Consider the following 18,583-nt stretch of genomic DNA (forward strand, 5'->3'; position numbering starts at 1 on the left):
TCCGGTCAGGGCAGGGGAGGGTGGGGACGCCGTCAAAGTTATACGTATAACTGCCGTTCGGTCAATCCGACCGGAAGATGGGGCTGATGGGGCGTCAGCTTCGTTCGTGTCCGGATCTCACTGCCGGGTGGGGAGTGGCCGTGGCTCGATCTCAAACAAGTACTTTGAACATCTCAAACCTTTACTGCTAACGTATCGGCCGTGACCACCTCAGACGCACTGCGGATGCACGGCCCGGGCCCGCTGCCCGGCGCCGCCCGCCCGGGTGCGCTGAACGGTGCTGTGGACAGCCCGCGCCGTTGTCGCGCCATGAGCTGCGCAGCCATGAGCTGTATCGCGGCGGCACGCCCCTGACCGGGGTTCGTGACCTCTCCCCGTCCGGCCCCGAGCCGTGCCGCCGCCTCCGCCCCGCCCCACCGCCAGCAACGCCCTCCCCCGGAGTCGCACCCCCATGTCCACAGCGCCCGAGGCGACCTCGTCGCCGTCCCTGCTCACCCGCATCCGCAAGACACCGTTCTGGGTGCAGATCGTCGCCGGGCTCGTGCTCGGCGTCGGCCTCGGCTACCTGGCCCGCGCCGCCGACGTCTCCTGGCTGGCCACCACCCTGGAGACGATCGGCAAGATCTTCGTCCAGCTGCTCAAGCTGGCCGTGCCGCCGCTGGTCTTCACCGCGATCGTGGTGAGCGTCGCCAACCTGCGCAACGTCACCAACGCGGCCCGCCTGGCCACCCGCACGCTGCTCTGGTTCATGATCACCTCGCTGATCGCGGTCGGCATCGGCCTGGGCCTGGGCCTGCTGACCAACCCCGGCCAGGGCACCAACCTCAAGACCGACGGCCTCAAGGCGCTCGACTCCAAGGGCACCTGGATCGACTTCCTGACCGGGATCTTCCCGACCAACATCGTCGACGCCTTCGTCAAGGTGAACGTGCTGCAGATCGTCTTCATGGCGGTCGTGGTCGGCGCCGCGATCATCAAGCTCGGCACCAAGGCCGAGCCGGTCCTCAAGCTCAGCGAGACCGTGCTGGAGCTGACCCAGACCGCGCTGTGGTGGGTCATCCGGCTCTCCCCGCTCGGCACCCTCGGCCTGATCGGCAAGTCCGTCGCCAAGTACGGCTGGGACCTGCTCAAGCCCTTCGCCACGCTGACCCTCGACATCTACGTCGGCTGCGCCCTGGTGCTGTTCGTCGTCTACTCGCTGGTGCTGCGCTTTGCCGCGGGCCTCAACCCGCTGCACTTCTTCAAGGGCGCCTGGCCCGCCATCCAGCTGGCCTTCGTCTCGCGCTCCTCGGTCGGCACCCTGCCGGTCACCCGCCGCGTCACCGAGCGCCTCGGCGTCCCGAGCGAGTACGCCTCGTTCTCCGTGCCGTTCGGCGCCACCACCAAGATGGACGGCTGCGCCTCGATCTACCCGGCCGTCGCCGCGATCTTCGTCGCCCAGGTCTACAACATCGAACTGGGCCTCAAGGACTACATCCTGATCGCCTTCGTCTCGGTCGTCGGCTCGGCCGCCACCGCGGGCCTCACCGGCGCGATCATCATGCTGACGCTGACCCTGTCCACCCTGGGCCTGCCGCTGGAGGGCGTCGGCCTGCTGCTGGCCATCGACCCGATCCTGGACATGATGCGCACCGCCACCAACGTCGCCGGCCAGGTGGTCGTGCCGGTCGTGGTCGCGGCGCGGGAGCGGATCCTGGACGTGGCCGCGTACAACAACCCCTCCGGGGACCTGTACGAGGAGGACGCGCCGAAGGCCGCGGTTCCGGTCGCTGCCTGATCCTCGGCACGCCGTTCGATCGTCGGTGCGATCGGTGCGACACGAAGGGCCCTCTCCCGGCAGACGGGGAGGGCCCTTCGGCCTACTCCTGCCCCTCCCCGTCTGCCGGGAAAAGGCAGGGGGCCCGCCGCGATGGGCAGGCCCCCTTGGGTGCTGCTCTTGTGCTCATGGTGACGGCTGTCGGGAGCCGCCGGCGGACCCGAAGGGTCCCGAGCGATCAGAACATCAGAGGATGATCAGACGGCGGTGACGTTCTCCGCCTGCGGGCCCTTCGGACCCTGGGTGACGTCGAAGGTGACCGCCTGGTTCTCCTCCAGCGAACGGAAGCCGTTCGCATTGATGGCGGAGTAGTGGACGAAGACGTCGGGGCCGCCGCCCTCCTGGGCGATGAAGCCGAAGCCCTTCTCAGCGTTGAACCACTTGACGGTTCCCTGAGCCATGCCGTTCTCCTTGCGATGCGTGTCGGGGGCCACACCGTGTGGTCCCCGGTCCGCTGCGCTGATCGCCCTGCCTCCGGACGAGTCCGAAGTTTTTCGATATTGCTGAAAAACTACAAAAAGCCCGCGGTTACATGCTCCGCAGGCTTCAAGTACTGCAAGGGGAATCAAACTGCAACTGAGGGCAACGCTAGCATGCGGCCGCTGTGACGACCAGGGGTCACTTGCCCTTCGGACGACGCGTGTCGTAGGCCCCCCGACGGGGCTGGTTACGGGCGCGGGCAGGCGTGTTGGGGGCCCGCACGAGTCCGCCGGGAGGCGCCCGCGCGCCGGTCCGGAAGCGCCCGCGCGCGTGTCGGGTGGCCGGTGCGAGCCGTCGCGAACAGCAGGCATACGCTGCGGTGAAACGCACGAACAGCGCCGTGGGGAAGCGCACGAACAGCAAGGGAGCGCCGCAGTGGCAGCACCGGACGGACAAACGCGGGAGCCCGAGCACCAGGAGACCACCCCGGTCAGGCCGAGGGTCGGCCACATTCAGTTCCTGAACTGCGTCCCCCTCTACTGGGGCCTCGCCAGGACCGGCAACCTGCTCGACCTCGACCTCACCAAGGACACCCCGGAGAAGCTGAGCGACCAGCTCGTCGGCGGCTCCCTCGACATCGGCCCGATCACCTGCGTGGAGTACCTGCGCAACGCCGAGGACCTGCTGGTCCTGCCCGACATCGCGGTCGGCAGCGACGGCCCGGTGATGTCCTGCCTGATCGTGAGCAAGGTGCCGCTCGCCGACCTCGACGGCCGCCGGGTCGCCCTCGGCTCCACCAGCCGCACCTCCGTCCGGCTCGCCCGCCTGCTCCTGGAGGAGCGGGAGGGCGTGCGCCCCGACTACTTCACCTGCCCCCCGGACCTCAGCGCGATGCTCGCCGAGGCCGACGCCGCCGTCCTGATCGGCGACCCGGCCCTGCGCGCCTACCTCGGCCAGGCCGCCGACCTCGGGCTGACCGTCCACGACCTCGGCGAGATGTGGAAGGAGTGGACCGGACTGCCGTTCGTCTTCGCGGTCTGGGCCGTGCGCCGCGAGTTCGCCGAACGCTGCCCCGAGCTCACCGCGGCCGTCCACCGGGCCTTCCTGGAGTCGCGGGACCTCTCGCTGGTCGAGGCCGCCAAGGTGGCCGAGCAGGCCGCCCGTTGGGAGACCATCGGGGCGGACGTGCTGGAGCGGTACTTCAGCGAGGCGCTCGACTTCTCGCTCGGCGGGCGGCAGCTCGCCGGGGTCGCCGAGTTCGCCCGGCGGGTCGCCCACGACAGCGGCTTCGCGCCGGACGTGACGGTGCGACTGCTGGAGCCGGCGGCGCTGCCGGTCGGGCCGTAGGGTCCGCCTCCGTCCCGCCGTCCGCGGGAGGGGCCGGCCGGACCACGGTGGTGGTGCGGCCGGCCCCTTCGCGTGGGGTGCGGACGGCGCGTTCGCGGGGGTGCGGACGGTGTTCGCGCTGGTCCGGCGGGGCGCGGCGGTCGGGCCGTCGGTCCGGCCTGCGGGCGGGTCGGGCGGCGGTCGGGCGGCGGGTCGGTCCGGCCCGGTACGGTCTGCTCCCGAGGTGCGTCCGGCGGGGTCCCGCGCGGGTGCGGGGTGGGCGAGGGGAGCGTGCGGGACATGCGGGCACTGGGGTCGGACGATCCGCGCCAGGTGGGCGCCTACCGGCTGTTGCGACGGCTCGGCTCGGGCGGGATGGGCCGGGTCTACCTCGGCCGGACGGCCGGCGGGCGCACCGTCGCCGTCAAGGTGGTCCGGGCCGAACTCGCGGACGACGCCGAGTTCCGCGCCCGGTTCCGGCAGGAGGTGGCCGCCGCCCGACGGGTCGGCGGTGCCTGGACCGCCCCCGTCCTGGACGCCGACACCGAGGGCGAGCAGCCCTGGGTCGCCACCGGCTACGTCGCGGGCCCCGCACTCGCCGACGCCGTCCGGGCACACGGCCCGCTGCCGGAGGCCGCCGTCCGCGCCCTTGGCGTCGGGCTCGCCGGGGCACTCGCCCATGTGCACGGGCTCGGCCTGGTGCACCGCGACGTCAAACCCTCCAACGTGCTGCTCACGCTGGACGGCCCGCGGCTGATCGACTTCGGGATCGCCCGGGCCCTGGACGCGACCAGTGGTTTCACCCGTTCGGGTTATGTGGTGGGCTCACCCGGCTTCATGTCGCCCGAACAGGCGAACGGGCAGCCGGCCGGACCGGCCGGGGACGTCTTCTCGCTCGGCGCCGTCCTGGCCTTCGCCGCCACCGGGGTCCACCCCTTCGGAGCGGACGTCAGCGCGGCCGTCCTGCTCTACCGGGTGCTCCACGAGGAACCGGACGTCACCGGACTGCCCGAGGCGCTGCGGGCGGTCGTCCTCGACTGCCTCGCCAAGGACCCGGCCGCCCGGCCCACCCCGCGGCAACTGGCCGCCCGCCTCGACCCGGACGGCGCGGCCGCCGCCCTGCTCGGGCGGGGCGACTGGCTGCCGCCGGCGCTGGCGGCCGGGGTGGGGCGCAGCGCGGTGGAGCTGCTGGACCTGGAGGGGGCGCAGGGGGAGGCGCCGCCGGACGCGTCGGACGCGTCGTACACGTCGACGTGGGCGTCGGCGTCGGCTGCGGAGTCGGAGTCGGAGTCGGCGTCGGGAGAAGGGGAGGGGGACGGGCCGCTGCCGCTGTGCAGCTACCCGGCCGGGACGGGGGAGGAGCAGGGGCTCGCCCGTCGGCGCCGCCGGGCAGGAACCGCGGTGGCGGCGGTGCTGGTGGTCGCGGTGCTCGGGGGCGCCGGGTACGGGTGGTACGCGATGACCGGGCCGTCCGAGCCGGTGGTGTCGGTGCCGACCCTGGGGCCGCTGCCCGTGCCGTCCGTGGACCCGGGCCAGGCCGTCGCGTCGCCGGGGGCCTTCGTGCCGGGTGGGACGGAGGGGGCGTCGCCCTCCGAGCCGGTGTCTCCTTCCACGGCGGCGTCCGGGGCGGCCCCGCCGTCCGGGACGGGTGGGCCGGGGGCGGTGCCCGCGGCGTTCCTGGGCACCTGGAGCGGCGACATGGTCACCGACAAGGGGCTGCCCGGCGGCACCACCACGCTCACCGTCCGCCAGGCGGCGATCGGCCAGGAGGCCACCACCAGCCACAACGGCGTCTCCGGGCTGATCTCGATCAGCTGCGAGGGCGCCTGGACGCTCACGTCGGTCTCCGGCACCGAGCTGGTGTTCCGGTCCCGGCTGGTGCGCTCCTCCCTCCCCGGTGCCTGCACCGGCGGCTCCAACACGGAGACCCTGAGCCTGCGGTCCGACGGGACGATCCGCTTCACCTCCGCCGACCCGGCCGCCGGGAACCCGGCCGGCACCTTGCGCAGGACCGGCTCGGCGGGTCGGTAGCGGGTCGGTGCGGGCGGCCCGGTGGGACGGGTCGAGGCGCAGTTCAGCGGGCTGACGCGGGCGTCCGAAAGGCCTGGCGTAGGCTGGTTCGGCCGTACCCGAGTTGCACTTGAGAGAGAGAAGGCCGCCAGGTGACCGAGCTCGCAGCGACCACCCTCGATGCGTCCAGCACCGACCTGCAGGCCGTGCTCGACCGGGCCGCCGCCGGCGGCCGGATCACCCCGGAGGAGGCGCTGGAGCTCTACCGCTCGGCGCCGCTGCACGCGCTCGGCTCCGCCGCCGACGCGGTGCGCCGCCGCCGCTACGCGGGTACCGAGCACATCGCGACGTACATCATCGAGCGCAACATCAACTACACCAACGTCTGCGTGACGGCGTGCAAGTTCTGCGCCTTCTACGTGCCGCCGAAGAGCGACAAGGGCTGGTCCCGCGAGCTCGACGAGATCCTGCGCCGCTGCGCCGAGACGGTCGAGCTGGGCGGCACCCAGATCATGTTCCAGGGCGGCCACCACCCGGACTACGGCGTCGAGTACTACGAGCGCGCCTTCTCGGCGATCAAGGCCGACTTCCCCCAGCTGGTGATCCACTCGCTGGGCGCCTCCGAGGTCGAGCACATGTCCCGGATCTCGGGCGTCTCCATCGAGGAGGCCATCACCCGGATCCACAAGGCGGGCCTGGACTCCTTCGCCGGCGCCGGCGCCGAGCTGCTCCCCGAGCGGCCGCGCAAGGCGATCGCCCCGCTCAAGGAGTCCGGCGAGCGCTGGCTGGAGATCATGGAGGCCGCGCACGGCCTCGGCGTGGAGTCCACCTCCACCATGCTGATGGGCACCGGCGAGACCAACGCCGAGCGGATCGAGCACCTGCGGATGATCCGCGACGTGCAGGACCGCACCGGCGGCTTCCGCGCCTTCATCCCGTACACCTACCAGCCGCAGAACAACCACCTCAAGGGCTCGACCCAGGCCACCGTCTTCGAGTACCTGCGGATGATCGCGATCGCCCGCCTGTTCCTCGACAACATCGCCCACATCCAGGGCTCCTGGCTCACCACCGGCAAGGAGGCGGGACAGCTGTCGCTGCACTACGGCGCCGACGACCTGGGCTCCGTGATGCTGGAGGAGAACGTCGTCTCGGCGGCTGGTGCCAAGCACCGCTCCAACCTCACCGAGCTGATCCACCTCATCCGCGCCGCCGACCGCGTCCCGGCGCAGCGCGCCACCACCTACGAGCACCTGCGGGTGCTGGACGACCCGGCCAACGACCCGGTCGACCCCCGGGTCGCCTCGCACATCGCCTCCACGGCGATCGAGGGCGGCACGGCGCACCCCGAGCTCAAGATCCTGGACAACGGCTGAGGCCCCGGACGACCGAGGACCACGGACACCCGAGACCGCTCCGGTCGACGCCGTGCTGACCCTGCACCGGGCCGAGTTCCTGCTGCCCGACCCCGCCGCACCCACCGCCCCGTCCTTCGCCGACGGGGCGGTGGTGGTGCGCGGTGAACTGGTCGAGGCCGTCGGCCCGTACGCGGACCTGGCGGCGGCCCATCCGTCGGCCCGGGTCCGGGACTGGGGCCGGGCCCTGCTCGCGCCCGGCCTGCGCAACCCCTGCGGGCAGCGGCTGCTGGAACGGGACTACCACCCGGACCCGCGGGAGGAGATCGGCGTCGAGCCGGTCGTGGACGGGCTGGTCGGCTGCACCGACGAGGCCCGGTACGGAGCCAGTGCGCGGCGCGGCCTGCAGCGGATGCTCGGGTTCGGCGTGACGGCGGTGGCCGGGCCGTTCGCGCGGCCCGCGGTGCGGACGGCGGTGGCGCGGTCGGGGCTGGTGGCGTTGCCGGGGCCGGGGCCGGGGCCGGGGCCGGGGGCGTCGGGGGCTGGGGAGCTGGGCGAAGGGGCGGGCCTGCTGGACCCGTTGGCGGTGCTGCCGCTCGCCCGGGCCGTGCACGGGCGGGTCGCGGCCGGTGGGCGGGCGGACTTCGTGGTGTTCCCGGTGGCGGCGGAGGAGGCGCAGGAGGGCGGGGTCCGGCCGGCGGCCGGTGGGTGCCTGGCGACCGTGCTGGCCGGGCGGTTGGTGTACCGGCGGAGGTGACCGCCCGCGGGGGCGGCTTGCCGGGTCGCTCACCGGGTCGCTTGCGGGGCGGCTCGAAGGGGTGACGGTCGGCGGGCGGAGGCGGTCGTGAGCCCTCCGGTGTGACGTACCCATCAGTAGGCGGATTGCCTTGCCGTGCAGGGGACTTCCTTCGTGTGCACCCGAACTGCCGTGCCCTCCCAGGGGGGTGATTGTCCCTTCACCGTGACCTGAGGGCCCGCCAGCGGATACGATCCCGGACAGCTCACTCCGTACCCTCACCACACCACCACCCGTGCCCGCGGGCGGCGGGGCCGTGTCCCAGGCCCCGGAGGCAAGCCAGGACAGGAACCATGCGAACCGCGACCGTCCCCCCGCCGCGAACCCCGCGGATGGGCCGTGGTTGGTACCTCGCCGCCGTGCTCAGCGCCGTGCTGGCCGTCGGGATGTGCCTGCTCGGTTGGCGCCAGGCCGACCAGGCCGACCGGATCGCGGCCCACCCGGTCAGGGTCGAGGGCGTCGTCACCCAGCTGCCGACCGGCGGCGGCACCTACAGCGCCGTCAGCTACAAGGTCAGCGGTCAGCCGCACACCGCCGCCGCGCTGCCGCTCGCCGACGGCATCAGGCTCGGCGACGCCGTCTGCCTGGAACACGCGGCCGACGACCCGGGCGCCGTCCGGATCTGCGGCGACACCTACCCGCAGCCCGTCGGCGTCGGCCTGGCCCGGTTCAGCGTGCCCGTCGCCGTCGTGCTGTTCGTGATCTGCATGCTGCGCATCCGGCGCCACCGGCGGGCCGTCGCCGTCCGCGGCGGGCAGGGCCGGCTCAGCGCCAACCTGGCCATGGCGACCGGCGCCCTGGCCGAGGGGATGCCCGCGATCACCCAGGGCAAGCGCTCGCGCCGCCGCCGTCGCGCGGGCGGGCGGCGCGGATCGCACTGAGCCCCCGTCGGCGGATCGCACCGAGCCCCCGTTGGTCGGGGCAGCCGTCGCAGGGTGAACAATGGGGGGCGTGACCCGAGCCTCCCTGGACAAGCAGCCGCACGAAGTCGCCGCCATGTTCGACGACGTCGCGGCCAAGTACGACCTCACCAACGACGTGCTCTCCCTCGGCCAGGCCCGCGCCTGGCGCCGGGCGGTGGCCGAGGCGGTGGCCGCGGGACCGGGGGACCTCGTGCTCGACCTCGGAGCCGGCACCGGCACCTCCTCGCTGCCCTTCGCCGAGGCCGGGGCCGACGTCGTCCCGTGCGACTTCTCGGTCGGCATGCTCACCGAGGGCAAGCGCCGCCACCCCGAGCTGCCGCTCACCGCCGGCGACGCCACCCGGCTCCCGTTCGCGGACGACACCTTCGACTCGGTGACGATCTCCTTCGCGCTGCGCAACGTCCAGGAGACCGACGCGGCGCTGCGCGAGATGCACCGGGTCACCAAGCCCGGCGGCAAGCTGGTGATCTGCGAGTTCTCCACGCCGACCTGGACGCCGTTCCGGACCGTCTACACCGAGTACCTGATGCGCGCGCTGCCGCCCGTCGCCACCGCCGTCAGCAGCAACCCGGACGCGTACGTGTACCTCGCCGAGTCCATCCGGGTCTGGCCGGACCAGCCCACGCTGGCCTCCCGGATGCAGGAGAGCGGCTGGTCCAAGGTCGCCTGGCGGAACCTGACCGGCGGGATCGTCGCGCTGCACCGCGGGTACAAGCAGGCGTAGCCGCAGGGGGGGCGGTACGCGGCGGAGCACGGGGACCGCAGGAGTCTCCGGCAGCGTGAGCGGAACTAGACTGCCGGAGACAAAAGCCGCCATCCCCCGCCGCAGCTCCAGGAGTGTGTCCACGTGTCCGAGACCGCATCCGATCTGACGAAGCCGGACAGCACGGTCGAGAGCACCGCCGACGTCATCGTGGTCGGCGCGGGCCCGGCCGGTGCCACCACGGCGTACTACCTCGCCCAGGCCGGACTGGACGTCCTGCTGCTGGAGAAGACCGCCTTCCCGCGCGAGAAGGTCTGCGGCGACGGCCTCACCCCGCGCGCCACCAAGCAGCTGGTGGACATGGGCATCGACGTCTCCACCGAGAACGGCTGGCTGCACAACAAGGGCCTGCGCATCATCGGCGGCGGCGTCCGACTGGAGCTGGACTGGCCCGAGCTGGCCTCCTTCCCCGACTACGGCCTGGTCCGCAAGCGCGCCGACTTCGACGAACTGCTCGCCCGTCAGGCCGAGAAGGCCGGCGCCCGGCTCTACGAGCGCTGCAACGTCAGCGGCCCGGTCCTGGACGAGCGCACCGGCCGGATCGTCGGCGTCACCGCCAAGCTCGGCGAGGAGAAGCGACCGGTCACCTTCCGCGCCCCGCTGGTCGTCGCCGCGGACGGCAACTCCACCCGGCTCTCCCTCGCCATGGGCCTGCACCGCCGCGAGGACCGCCCGATGGGCGTCGCCTACCGCACCTACTTCAACTCGCCGCGCCACGACGACGACTACCTGGAGTCCTGGCTGGAGCTGTGGGACACCCGCGGCGACCAGCGCAAGCTGCTCCCCGGCTACGGCTGGGTCTTCGGCATGGGCGACGGCACCTCCAACGTCGGCCTCGGCATCCTCAACTCCTCGCCCGCCTTCGGTGAACTCGACTGGCGCGAGGTGCTCAAGGCCTGGTGCGCGAGCATGCCCGCCGAGTGGGGCTACACCCCCGAGAACATGACCGAGCCGATCCGCGGCGCCGCCCTGCCGATGGCCTTCAACCGGCAGCCGCACTACACCCGCGGCCTGCTGCTGGTCGGCGACGCGGGCGGCATGGTCAACCCGTTCAACGGCGAGGGCATCGCCTACGCGATGGAATCCGGCCAGATCGCCGCCGGCGTCATCGTGCAGGCCCACGCCCGCGTCACCGAGGGCGGCCGCGAGCGCGCCCTGCAGGCCTACCCGCGCATCCTCAAGGACGTGTACGGCGGCTACTACACGCTCGGCCGCGCCTTCGTGAAGCTCATCGGCAACCCCAAGGTGATGCAGCTCGCCGCCCAGCACGGCCTGCCGCGCCCGCTCCTGATGCGCTTCACCCTCAAGCTGCTCGCCAACCTCACCGACCCGCAGGGCGGCGACGCGATGGACCGCGTGATCAACGGGCTGGCGAGGGTCGCGCCGAACGCCTGAGGTGGCGGGGTGCCGGGGCGCTCGGGGCGGTGGGGCGGCGGTCGGCGGGGTGCAGGGTGCTCGGGGCGGCGCCGTTCAGGGCGACTTCGGTGCCGTCCCCTGCGCCCCCGTCCCCTGTTCCGTCGTCCCCCGCGTTGAAGGATCTTGCTCGGCCGTCTCCTGCTCCGCCGTGTCGCGGGAGGCGGCGGAGCGCTGTTCGACGTAGGCGAGGCGCTCGTCGAACACCCGGGCCGCGTCGGGGGTGAGCGTCCGCAGGGCGACCAGGGCGCTGAACACGACGTCGCAGAGCTCGTGCTGGACGTCCTCCCAGGTGTGGGTGACGCCCTTGCGCGGGTTCTGCCCGGTCGCGCCGATCACCGCGGCGCCGACCTCGCCGATCTCCTCGGAGAGCTTGAGCAGGCGCAGCAGGCGCTCCTCCTGCGGCGACTGGGTGCTCTGATCGTCCAGCCACGCGACCAGGTGGTCGACGCTCTCCCAGATCCGGCTGTCCATGCGGTGCTGCTCCCTGCGGTGTCGGTGGTGCTGCCACCGTACGGGAGCGGCGAGGGGGCGGGCCGGACCGCTGCGCGCCGGACCGGTGCCGCCCGGTCCACCCCCTTGTGTTCGCCTGCTCGCCTGCCCGGCCGGTGGATCAGCGCTTGCCGATCTTCACGTGGCGGATGTTCACGGGGACGTTCGGGAATCCGTCGCCCGGGCCGTTCTGGTCGTCCTCGCCTGCGGCGGCGATCTTCTGCAGGACGTCCAAGCCGGCCGTCACCCGGCCGAACGGGGTGTAGGCGGGGGAGAGCTTGGTGTCCTTCCAGACGATGAAGAACTGGCTGCCGTTGGTGTTCGGACCGGCGTTGGCCATGGCCACGGTGCCGGCCGGGTAGGTGGCGCCGGTCAGGTTCTCGTCCGGGAAGGAGTAGCCCGGACCGCCGCTGCCCGTCCCGGTCGGGTCGCCGCACTGCAACACGTAGATCCGCTGGGTGGTGAGCCGGTGGCAGTGGCTGCGGTCGAAGTAGTCGTGCTCGGCGAGGAAGCGGAACGAGAAGGTGGTGCAGGGCGCCTTGTCGGTCAGTGCCTCGAAGGTGATCGGGCCCTGGTTGGTGCGCACGGTCGCCTGGTAGGGGCGGGCCGCCTTCGCGGCGTCGAAGACCGGGATGCCCTTGAAGTTGTCGGCCGGGACGGCCGGTGTGTAGGTGCAGGCCGCGCTCGGGGTGGGGGTGGCGCCGGAGGGGGCCGCGACGGCCGTGCCGGTGCTCGCCGCGAGCGGGAGGACGGTGGCGGCGGCGACCAGCGCCCAGTGCTTGCGCTTCACGTGACGGGCCTTCCGGGGGGTGGTAGACGGCATGCTTGTCATGGAGGAATCATCCACGGCCGGGTGGGTCTTCGGTAGGGGGCTGGGGCGGCCGGTACTCCTTCGGCTGTCGATAGTGACGTGGTGTCAGTTCTCCTTCGGGATGGGCGTGAACAGACCGGCCCGGGCGGCGAGGGCGGCGGCGTCGGCGGCCCGTTCGGCGGTGCCGGCGTCCAGTGGTTCGCCGGTGACGAACAGCCGGTAGTAGAGCGGGGCGGTGGCGGCCCTGATCACCTCGGCGCCGTCCGTCCCGACGGGCAGCTCTCCCCGCACAACGGCCCGTTCGGCGACCTCTGCGGCCTGGCGGTGGCGGGCCGCGAAGAACCCGCGCAGGGCGGTCGCGCCGACGTCGGAGCGTTGGGCGGCGGAGATCAGCGCGGTGGGCGTGGAACCCCGCTCCGGGTCGGTGAAGACGCTGAGCACCTCCTGGGTGATGCGGCGGAGGTCCTCCTGGAGGTCTCCGGTGTCGGGCAGTGGCCAGGGCTGGTCGGCGGAGGCGGTCAGGGCGTCGGCGATCAGGCCGTCCACTCCGCCCCACCGCCGGTAGAGAGTCGCCTTGTGGACGCCGGAGCGTGCCGCGACGGCCTCGGCGGTGAGTCCGTCGTACCCCTTCTCGGTGACCTCGGCGAGCGTGGCGGCGACCACCTCCGCGCGGACCCGGGCGGTGCGCCCGCCCGGGCGCGGGGTGGGCGTGCGGGGCGGCTGCCGGTCGGGAGTGGTGGCCTCGCTCAAAGTCGACTCCTGTCGCATTAAGGCTTGCTGCGGGGTGGTGGTCGTGCCATGCTCATCGTAATGCGACTCAAGTCGCATTACGAGAGGAGCCTGTGTGACCACCCGTGCCATCCCCGACCCGACCGCCCTCCACCCGCTCGCCGGCCACGACCGAGTGGTCCTGCTGCGCCCGCTCGTCACCGACCCGAGGATCCAGGTCGGCGAGTACACGTACTTCGACGACCCCGACGGAGCCACCCGCTTCGAGGAGCGCAACGTCCTCTACGCCTACGGCCCCGAACGGCTGGTGATCGGCAAGTACTGCGCGATCGCCACCGGCACCCGCTTCCTGATGGCCGGGGCCGCCCACCCGGCCATCGGCGTCTCCACCTTCCCCTTCACGATGTTCGGCAGTAGCTGGACCGAGCAGACCCTCGACATCGTCACGGGCCTGCCCAGCCGCGGTGACACCGTGGTCGGCAACGACGTCTGGTTCGGCTTCGGCGCCACCGTCCTGCCAGGCGTCCGGATCGGCGACGGAGCGATCATCGCGGCCGGTGCGGTGGTCACCGCCGACGTCGAGCCCTACACGATCGTCGGCGGCAACCCCGCCCGCCCGATCCGACGCCGCTTCGACGACACCGACATCGAACGCCTCCTCCGCGCCGCCTGGTGGGACTGGCCGACCGAGCTCGTCACCGAGCACGTCCGCGCCATCATGTCCGGTACTCCAGCCGACATCGAGGACATCGCCGAGACGAACGGTCTGCTCGCCGCCTGACCCGCCGGCGCCCGGCAGGGGCATTGATCACCGGCGGCCCGGTGCGCGAAGATGGCGCCCCCGTGCTCCACCCCTCGCCCCGTCCCCCGCTGAGCCACACGCCCAGCTCCCGGGTCCGTCCGACGCCGTACGGTCCTCGCACCCGCCGGTTCCGTTCGTACGGAGGGATCCTCCTCATGCGCGCCTCCCTGTCCTCGTTCTCGTCCTCATCGGTCCTTCGCGATCTACCGGTCCTGCTCGTGGCAGTGGTGTGGGGATCGAGCTTCCTCGCCGTCCAGCGGGTGGCCGACCCGGAGACGGTCGTGGCGATGCTCGTCCTGCGCTTCGGGCTGGTGCTGCCGCTGCTCGGGCTGGTCGCCTGGCGCTCCCTGCGGAAGCTGAGCCGCGCCGAATGGCTCGGCGGCGCCACGCTGGGCCTGGTCCTCAGTGGGATCTTCCTGCTTGAGACCTACGGCGCCGTGCACACCTCCGCGACCAATGCCGGGCTGATCATCAGCCTCGCGATGGTGCTCACCCCGCTCGGCGAGAGCGCCCTCGCCCGGACCGCACCGCCGCGGGCCTTCCTCGCGGCCGCCGGGCTGGCCGTCCTCGGCGTAGCCCTGCTCACCGGCGACGGCGGGCTGCGCCCTCCGACCCTCGGCGACCTGCTGGTGCTCGGCGCCGCCCTCGTCCGCTCGGCGTACGTCTTGGCGACGGCCCGTGCCCGAGCCGTCCGCCACACCGACATGCTGGCCGTCACCTGGGTCCAACTCGCCTCGGCCACCACGGTGTTCGCCGTGGTCGCGCTCTCCGTCGGGCCCGCTCCCTGGACCATCGCCCGCTCGTACGGGGCCGGCCAGTGGGCCTGGCTGCTGCATCTGTCCCTGTTCTGCACCCTGTTCGCCTTCTTCGTCCAGATGTGGGCCGTCCGGGCCACCTCGCCGTCCCGGGTGAGCCTGCTGCTCGGCACCGAACCGCTGTGGGCCGCCGTCTTCGGCCTCACCGTGGCCGGGAACCGGATGGGCCCGCTCGCCCTGCTCGGCGCAGCCCTGGTGCTGATCGCGACCGAGTGGGGGCGGCGGACCGCCCCTGCGCCGCTCCCGGCCGCGAGCGCGGCCGCGAGCGCACCCGAGGCGGAGCAGCCGAGCCCGGAGCCGGCCCCGGTCTGACCCGAGGCCCCTGTCACCGGCGCCGCCACAGAGTCCGGCGGGCGTAGTCGACCGTGACCGCGCCCAGTAGCGGACCCCAGGCGACCAGAGGCAGGTAGGCGAGAGTCATCACCAGGGCGCTGAGGCCGTGCGGCGAATCCGCCTCGGCCAGGTTCCCGGCCCAGCCGCCGAACAGGGCGAACAGCCCCAGCCCGGTCAGGACGAGTGCGCCCGACAACGCCGGAACAACGGCGAACAGGGGGCTCACCCGTCGGCCGCCTATCAGCGGGATCCAGCGCGGAGCCACCTGCCCCCAGGGCCGGACCAGGCCCACGGTCAGGAACGCCAGCCCCTCCGCCAGCGCACTCAGCGCCACGCAGTAGACCGTGCCCCAGCCCGGCTGGTGCGCCGCGTACGCCGCAGCCGTCGCCCCGCTGAAACCGAGCGGGACGCCGAAGCCGAAGACGATCCGCCACAGTCCCGAGGGAACCGTGCTGAGCGCGGCGGCCGCGGCGGCGATCCGGGCCCAGCGCGGGGCGGGCGGGACGTCCGGCACGACCGCGTCGACCGGGCCGATCCGGTGGTCGGACAGACGGGCATTGATCATGAGCTTCGACATGGCGGTGCACTCCCTTCGGCTCCGGCCCCGTGGCCGGTGCGATGACTCAAGACTGGCGCTCGGGAAGGACCGGCGGCAGATGCCGATCGGGCTGTTCCTCCTGCTCAACTGCCCTTTGAAATGTGCCGATCGGCACAGGTGTGCCGCCCCTCCCGCGCCGTAATGTGACGGCAGTCGAAGAGTCGAGGAGAGGTGATGACGATGACTCAGATCCTGTCCGGGGTCGTCCTGGTCCTGGCACTGCCTGCCTGGTCGGCGCGGGGCCGCCGTGGCGCGGCAGCCGTGACCTTGGCGCTCGGGGCGTCCTCGGCGGTGGTCACGGCCGCCGTCTGGATCCTCGGCCGCTGGATGGAGGACGACCGCTGGGCCGGGCTGCTCGGACTGGTCGAACTGGCCGTCCTGCTGCTGTCGGTGGTCATCACTCTGCGCACCGAGGACGGCCTGCGGTGCGCACTGGCGGCCTGGACGGCATGCGCAGCGGTCGCCCTCTGGCTTACCAGGTTCGCGTTCGTCGAAGGGCCCGGGGACGTCCTCACGATCTTCGGCTTCGGCTCGGCGCTCTCCCTGCCGGCCGTCCTGATCGGGCTCTACCTGAGGGGCCTGGACGAGGGACGCGCCAAGGCGGTGGTCGAGGCCAGGCGGGCCCAGCGGCTCGAACTGGCCCACGATCTCCACGACTTCGTGGCGCACGACGTCAGCGGCATGGTGGCCCAGGCCCAGGCCGGTGCTTACCTGGCCTCGGTCGACCCGGCCCGTGCGGTCGCCATGTTCGAACGGATAGAGCAAGCCGGGCAGCGGGCCCTGGCATCACTGGACCGGACGGTCCAGCTGCTGCGCACGGAGGAGGGGACCGGGCGCGGCCCACAGCCGGGGCTGTCGGAACTCGCGGAGGTGGCCGAGCGGTTCACCGCCGCGGGCGGCCCCGAGGTCCGGCTGGAACTGCCGGAGCAGCCGGTTCCGAGGGAGCTGGGAGGGACGGTCCACCGGATCGTCGTCGAGGCGCTGACGAATGTCCGACGGCACGCCCAGGGTGCCGGACGGGTCGACGTCCGGGCGCGCCGTGTCGGCGAGTGGCTGGAGCTGACCGTGACGAACGACGGTCGGCCGGTGGGGGCGGCCAGTCGGCCCCGGCGTGGGGGCGGCAGCGGACTGCCTGGTCTGGCCGCGCGGGTGGAGGCGCTCGGCGGCACCTTCGAGGCGGGAGTGCATGAGCGGGAGGCCTGGCGTGTGACGGCGAGGCTGCCGCTGGCGGGGCGGGAGGAACCGGAGCGGCCGGAGACCCCGATGAGGACGAGTGCGGGTGCAGGGGAGAAGAGCGGATGAGCAGCAGCGCAAAGCCGATCCGGATCCTGGTCGCCGATGACCAGGCGGACATTCGCAGCGCGTTCAGGATGATCCTGGACGTTCAGCCGGACATGACGGTGGTGGCGGAGGCGGCGGACGGTGCCGCGGCGGTACAGGAAGCGAACAGGCTGCGGCCGGACGTGGTGCTCGTGGACATCCGGATGCCGAAGCTCGACGGCCTGGAGGTCACGCGGCAACTCGCCGGTCAGTGCAAGGTGATCGTGGTGACGACCTTCGACCTGGACGAGTACGTGCACACGGCCTTGCGGCACGGTGCGGCGGGCTTCCTGCTCAAGCGCTCGGGGCCGGTCCTGTTGATCGAGGCGGTCAGGGCGGCGATGGCGGGGGACGCGTTGATCAGTCCGCAGGTGACCGTTCGGCTGTTGCAGCACATGGCACTGCCGGGCGCCACGCCGACGCCTGGGGCCGCGGGCGGGGGAGGCGTGCCGGGCCCGTCGATAGCCGGCCCGGTGGAAGAACTGACCGAGAGGGAAAAGGAGATCGCTGAGCTGGTGGCCGATGGAGCGACCAACGCCGAGATCGGCGCCGGGCTCTTCATCTCACCGGGAACGGTGAAGAACCACCTCGCCAACATCCAGCGCAAGCTCGGTGCCCGTAACCGGGTGGGCATCGCGGCCTGGGTGTGGGAACAGGCAGTCGGCAACCGGTAGCCGGCCCCTGGCCCCAAGGGCGAGAGCGGAACGACGGACGAGGCCTGCGCCAGAGCGGGGCCCGAGAGCGAGAGGGAGGCAGGGCGGAGGAGGAGGCGGGCCGAGGGATTCGAGGGCCGCAGCAGGAAGTTGGGCCTGCCTACACGGGAGGCGGAGCCGCGAGGGCGGCGGGTGAAGCGGAGGCGGAGGAGGAGGGCAGGCCCCCAGGGGCCCACAGGCTGCCGGGGCTGCGAGCGCGCAGCAGCCCCGCGCTGGGACCGGCCGGTCCAGCGCAGGTGACACCGGCAGCAGGTGGGCAACCCTGGCGCGGGCGGCGGGCGGCGGGCGGCGGGCGGCGGGCGGGAGGGGGAGGGGGAGGGGGAGACCCCCACGGGCACCATCGCGCGCTTGTGAACAAAGGGTCAAGCAAGCGTTCCTCCCCCCACCACCCCTCCGAGTGAGCCGCTATAACACGTCAACATGACGCCCCGAAATTTGCTATCCCCGGAGCATAGTTGATATAGGAATACGCCCCTGACCAGCCGCTTCCCAGGTAAATGCGACTGCTTGTGACCATTTGACTCCTTTGCGTTGACAATTCTGGGCATGTTCGCATTCGCCACCATTCACATGGTGGCGTAGATCACAAAGATGACGATGAACTGCGTGTCGCAGATCACAAGCCACCGGGCATAGGATGCGCTCGTTCCAGGCTTTGTGAACTGCCTCACATGAGGTGGATCTCGGGAACTGGAACGCGGGTTCACCTCAGTGTGACCCGCCGGTTCCGATCTGCAGTCAAGGACGACTGGACGGAGGGAGCGGGGGCTATGAATGCCTACGCGCCGATCCTCGTACTCGGTGCCATCGCGGCGGCGTTCGCGGTCGGTTCCGTCGTGATGGCCTCACTCACCGGCCCCAAGCGCTACAACCGGGCCAAGTTGGAGGCGTACGAGTGCGGCATCGAGCCGACCCCGCAGCCCGTGGGCGGCGGTCGGTTCCCGATCAAGTACTACCTGACGGCGATGCTCTTCATCGTCTTCGACATCGAGATCGTCTTCCTCTACCCCTGGGCGGTGACCTTCGACTCCCTGGGGCTCTTCGGGCTGGTCGAGATGCTCCTGTTCATCGCCACCGTCTTCGTCGCGTACGCCTACGTCTGGCGTCGCGGCGGCCTGGAGTGGGACTGAGGCAGGGGTGGCGCCGCC

The 18,583-nt window shown here is 72.2% G+C and carries 18 protein-coding genes; 13 read left to right on the forward strand and 5 right to left on the reverse strand.

Annotation, left to right across the window (positions count from 1 at the left end):
* Window positions 1-451 precede the first annotated feature (451 nt).
* Window positions 452-1,777, forward strand: a complete 1,326-nt coding sequence (locus ACFXOZ_RS15610; RefSeq protein ID WP_380521836.1) for a dicarboxylate/amino acid:cation symporter — start codon at window positions 452-454, stop codon at window positions 1,775-1,777.
* Between the two features lie 236 nt (window positions 1,778-2,013).
* Here ACFXOZ_RS15610 and ACFXOZ_RS15615 read toward each other — a convergent pair whose 3' ends face one another.
* On the reverse strand, window positions 2,014-2,217 hold the full coding sequence (locus tag ACFXOZ_RS15615; RefSeq protein WP_030287184.1) for a cold-shock protein: 204 nt from the start codon (window positions 2,215-2,217) through the stop codon (window positions 2,014-2,016).
* A gap of 454 nt (window positions 2,218-2,671) precedes the next feature.
* On the opposite strand from ACFXOZ_RS15615, the gene ACFXOZ_RS15620 reads away from it, so the two are divergent.
* The 7 genes from ACFXOZ_RS15620 (at window position 2,672) to ACFXOZ_RS15650 (ending at window position 10,804) form a co-directional block, all read left to right on the forward strand.
* Window positions 2,672-3,583, forward strand: a complete 912-nt coding sequence (locus tag ACFXOZ_RS15620) for a menaquinone biosynthetic enzyme MqnA/MqnD family protein (protein WP_375888937.1) — start codon at window positions 2,672-2,674, stop codon at window positions 3,581-3,583.
* A gap of 279 nt (window positions 3,584-3,862) precedes the next feature.
* The gene (locus tag ACFXOZ_RS15625; RefSeq protein WP_380590735.1) at window positions 3,863-5,593 is read left to right on the forward strand and encodes a serine/threonine-protein kinase; all 1,731 of its coding nucleotides are present in this window, start codon (window positions 3,863-3,865) and stop codon (window positions 5,591-5,593) included.
* A 131-nt stretch (window positions 5,594-5,724) separates the two neighbouring features.
* Window positions 5,725-6,948: a cyclic dehypoxanthinyl futalosine synthase gene (mqnC, locus tag ACFXOZ_RS15630; RefSeq protein WP_380590738.1), complete on the forward strand. Its 1,224-nt coding sequence runs from the start codon at window positions 5,725-5,727 to the stop codon at window positions 6,946-6,948.
* A gap of 52 nt (window positions 6,949-7,000) precedes the next feature.
* Window positions 7,001-7,684, forward strand: coding sequence for a hypothetical protein (locus ACFXOZ_RS15635; RefSeq protein ID WP_380590740.1), 684 nt, complete (start codon window positions 7,001-7,003; stop codon window positions 7,682-7,684).
* Between the two features lie 332 nt (window positions 7,685-8,016).
* The gene (locus tag ACFXOZ_RS15640; protein WP_375888948.1) at window positions 8,017-8,604 is read left to right on the forward strand and encodes a hypothetical protein; all 588 of its coding nucleotides are present in this window, start codon (window positions 8,017-8,019) and stop codon (window positions 8,602-8,604) included.
* Window positions 8,605-8,674: 70 nt separating this feature from the next.
* The gene (locus tag ACFXOZ_RS15645) at window positions 8,675-9,370 is read left to right on the forward strand and encodes a demethylmenaquinone methyltransferase (RefSeq protein ID WP_380399106.1); all 696 of its coding nucleotides are present in this window, start codon (window positions 8,675-8,677) and stop codon (window positions 9,368-9,370) included.
* A gap of 144 nt (window positions 9,371-9,514) precedes the next feature.
* Window positions 9,515-10,804: a geranylgeranyl reductase family protein gene (locus tag ACFXOZ_RS15650; protein WP_375889202.1), complete on the forward strand. Its 1,290-nt coding sequence runs from the start codon at window positions 9,515-9,517 to the stop codon at window positions 10,802-10,804.
* A 75-nt stretch (window positions 10,805-10,879) separates the two neighbouring features.
* Here ACFXOZ_RS15650 and ACFXOZ_RS15655 read toward each other — a convergent pair whose 3' ends face one another.
* The 3 genes from ACFXOZ_RS15655 to ACFXOZ_RS15665 all read right to left on the reverse strand — a co-directional run bounded on the left by ACFXOZ_RS15655 (window position 10,880) and on the right by ACFXOZ_RS15665 (window position 12,875).
* A complete protein-coding gene (locus tag ACFXOZ_RS15655) occupies window positions 10,880-11,296 on the reverse strand; it encodes a MazG-like family protein (RefSeq protein WP_380590742.1) in 417 nt (138 codons plus the stop codon).
* A gap of 139 nt (window positions 11,297-11,435) precedes the next feature.
* The gene (locus ACFXOZ_RS15660; protein WP_380590744.1) at window positions 11,436-12,137 is read right to left on the reverse strand and encodes a peptidylprolyl isomerase; all 702 of its coding nucleotides are present in this window, start codon (window positions 12,135-12,137) and stop codon (window positions 11,436-11,438) included.
* Between the two features lie 93 nt (window positions 12,138-12,230).
* Complete coding sequence (locus ACFXOZ_RS15665; RefSeq protein WP_380521826.1) at window positions 12,231-12,875, reverse strand: TetR/AcrR family transcriptional regulator; 645 nt, start codon at window positions 12,873-12,875, stop codon at window positions 12,231-12,233.
* A gap of 94 nt (window positions 12,876-12,969) precedes the next feature.
* Between ACFXOZ_RS15665 and ACFXOZ_RS15670 the strand changes: the two genes are divergently transcribed.
* Complete coding sequence (locus tag ACFXOZ_RS15670; RefSeq protein WP_380590747.1) at window positions 12,970-13,635, forward strand: CatB-related O-acetyltransferase; 666 nt, start codon at window positions 12,970-12,972, stop codon at window positions 13,633-13,635.
* Window positions 13,636-13,811: 176 nt separating this feature from the next.
* Complete coding sequence (locus ACFXOZ_RS15675) at window positions 13,812-14,783, forward strand: DMT family transporter (protein ID WP_380590749.1); 972 nt, start codon at window positions 13,812-13,814, stop codon at window positions 14,781-14,783.
* A 13-nt stretch (window positions 14,784-14,796) separates the two neighbouring features.
* Here the strand turns inward: ACFXOZ_RS15675 and ACFXOZ_RS15680 are convergent, their stop codons facing one another.
* Complete coding sequence (locus ACFXOZ_RS15680) at window positions 14,797-15,381, reverse strand: hypothetical protein (RefSeq protein ID WP_380590751.1); 585 nt, start codon at window positions 15,379-15,381, stop codon at window positions 14,797-14,799.
* A gap of 195 nt (window positions 15,382-15,576) precedes the next feature.
* Here ACFXOZ_RS15680 and ACFXOZ_RS15685 point away from each other — a divergent pair, with 195 nt between their 5' ends.
* From ACFXOZ_RS15685 to ACFXOZ_RS15695, 3 genes are all read left to right on the forward strand, one after another.
* Window positions 15,577-16,704, forward strand: coding sequence for a sensor histidine kinase (locus ACFXOZ_RS15685; RefSeq protein WP_380590753.1), 1,128 nt, complete (start codon window positions 15,577-15,579; stop codon window positions 16,702-16,704).
* Window positions 16,701-17,396, forward strand: coding sequence for a response regulator (locus ACFXOZ_RS15690; protein WP_380590755.1), 696 nt, complete (start codon window positions 16,701-16,703; stop codon window positions 17,394-17,396). The genes ACFXOZ_RS15685 and ACFXOZ_RS15690 overlap by 4 nt, the downstream gene beginning before the upstream one ends.
* Window positions 17,397-18,205: 809 nt before the next feature.
* Window positions 18,206-18,565, forward strand: a complete 360-nt coding sequence (locus tag ACFXOZ_RS15695) for an NADH-quinone oxidoreductase subunit A (protein ID WP_360239135.1) — start codon at window positions 18,206-18,208, stop codon at window positions 18,563-18,565.
* Window positions 18,566-18,583: the final 18 nt, after the last annotated feature.

This window comes from Kitasatospora sp. NPDC059160, assembly GCF_042755465.1.
Taxonomy (GTDB): domain Bacteria; phylum Actinomycetota; class Actinomycetes; order Streptomycetales; family Streptomycetaceae; genus Kitasatospora.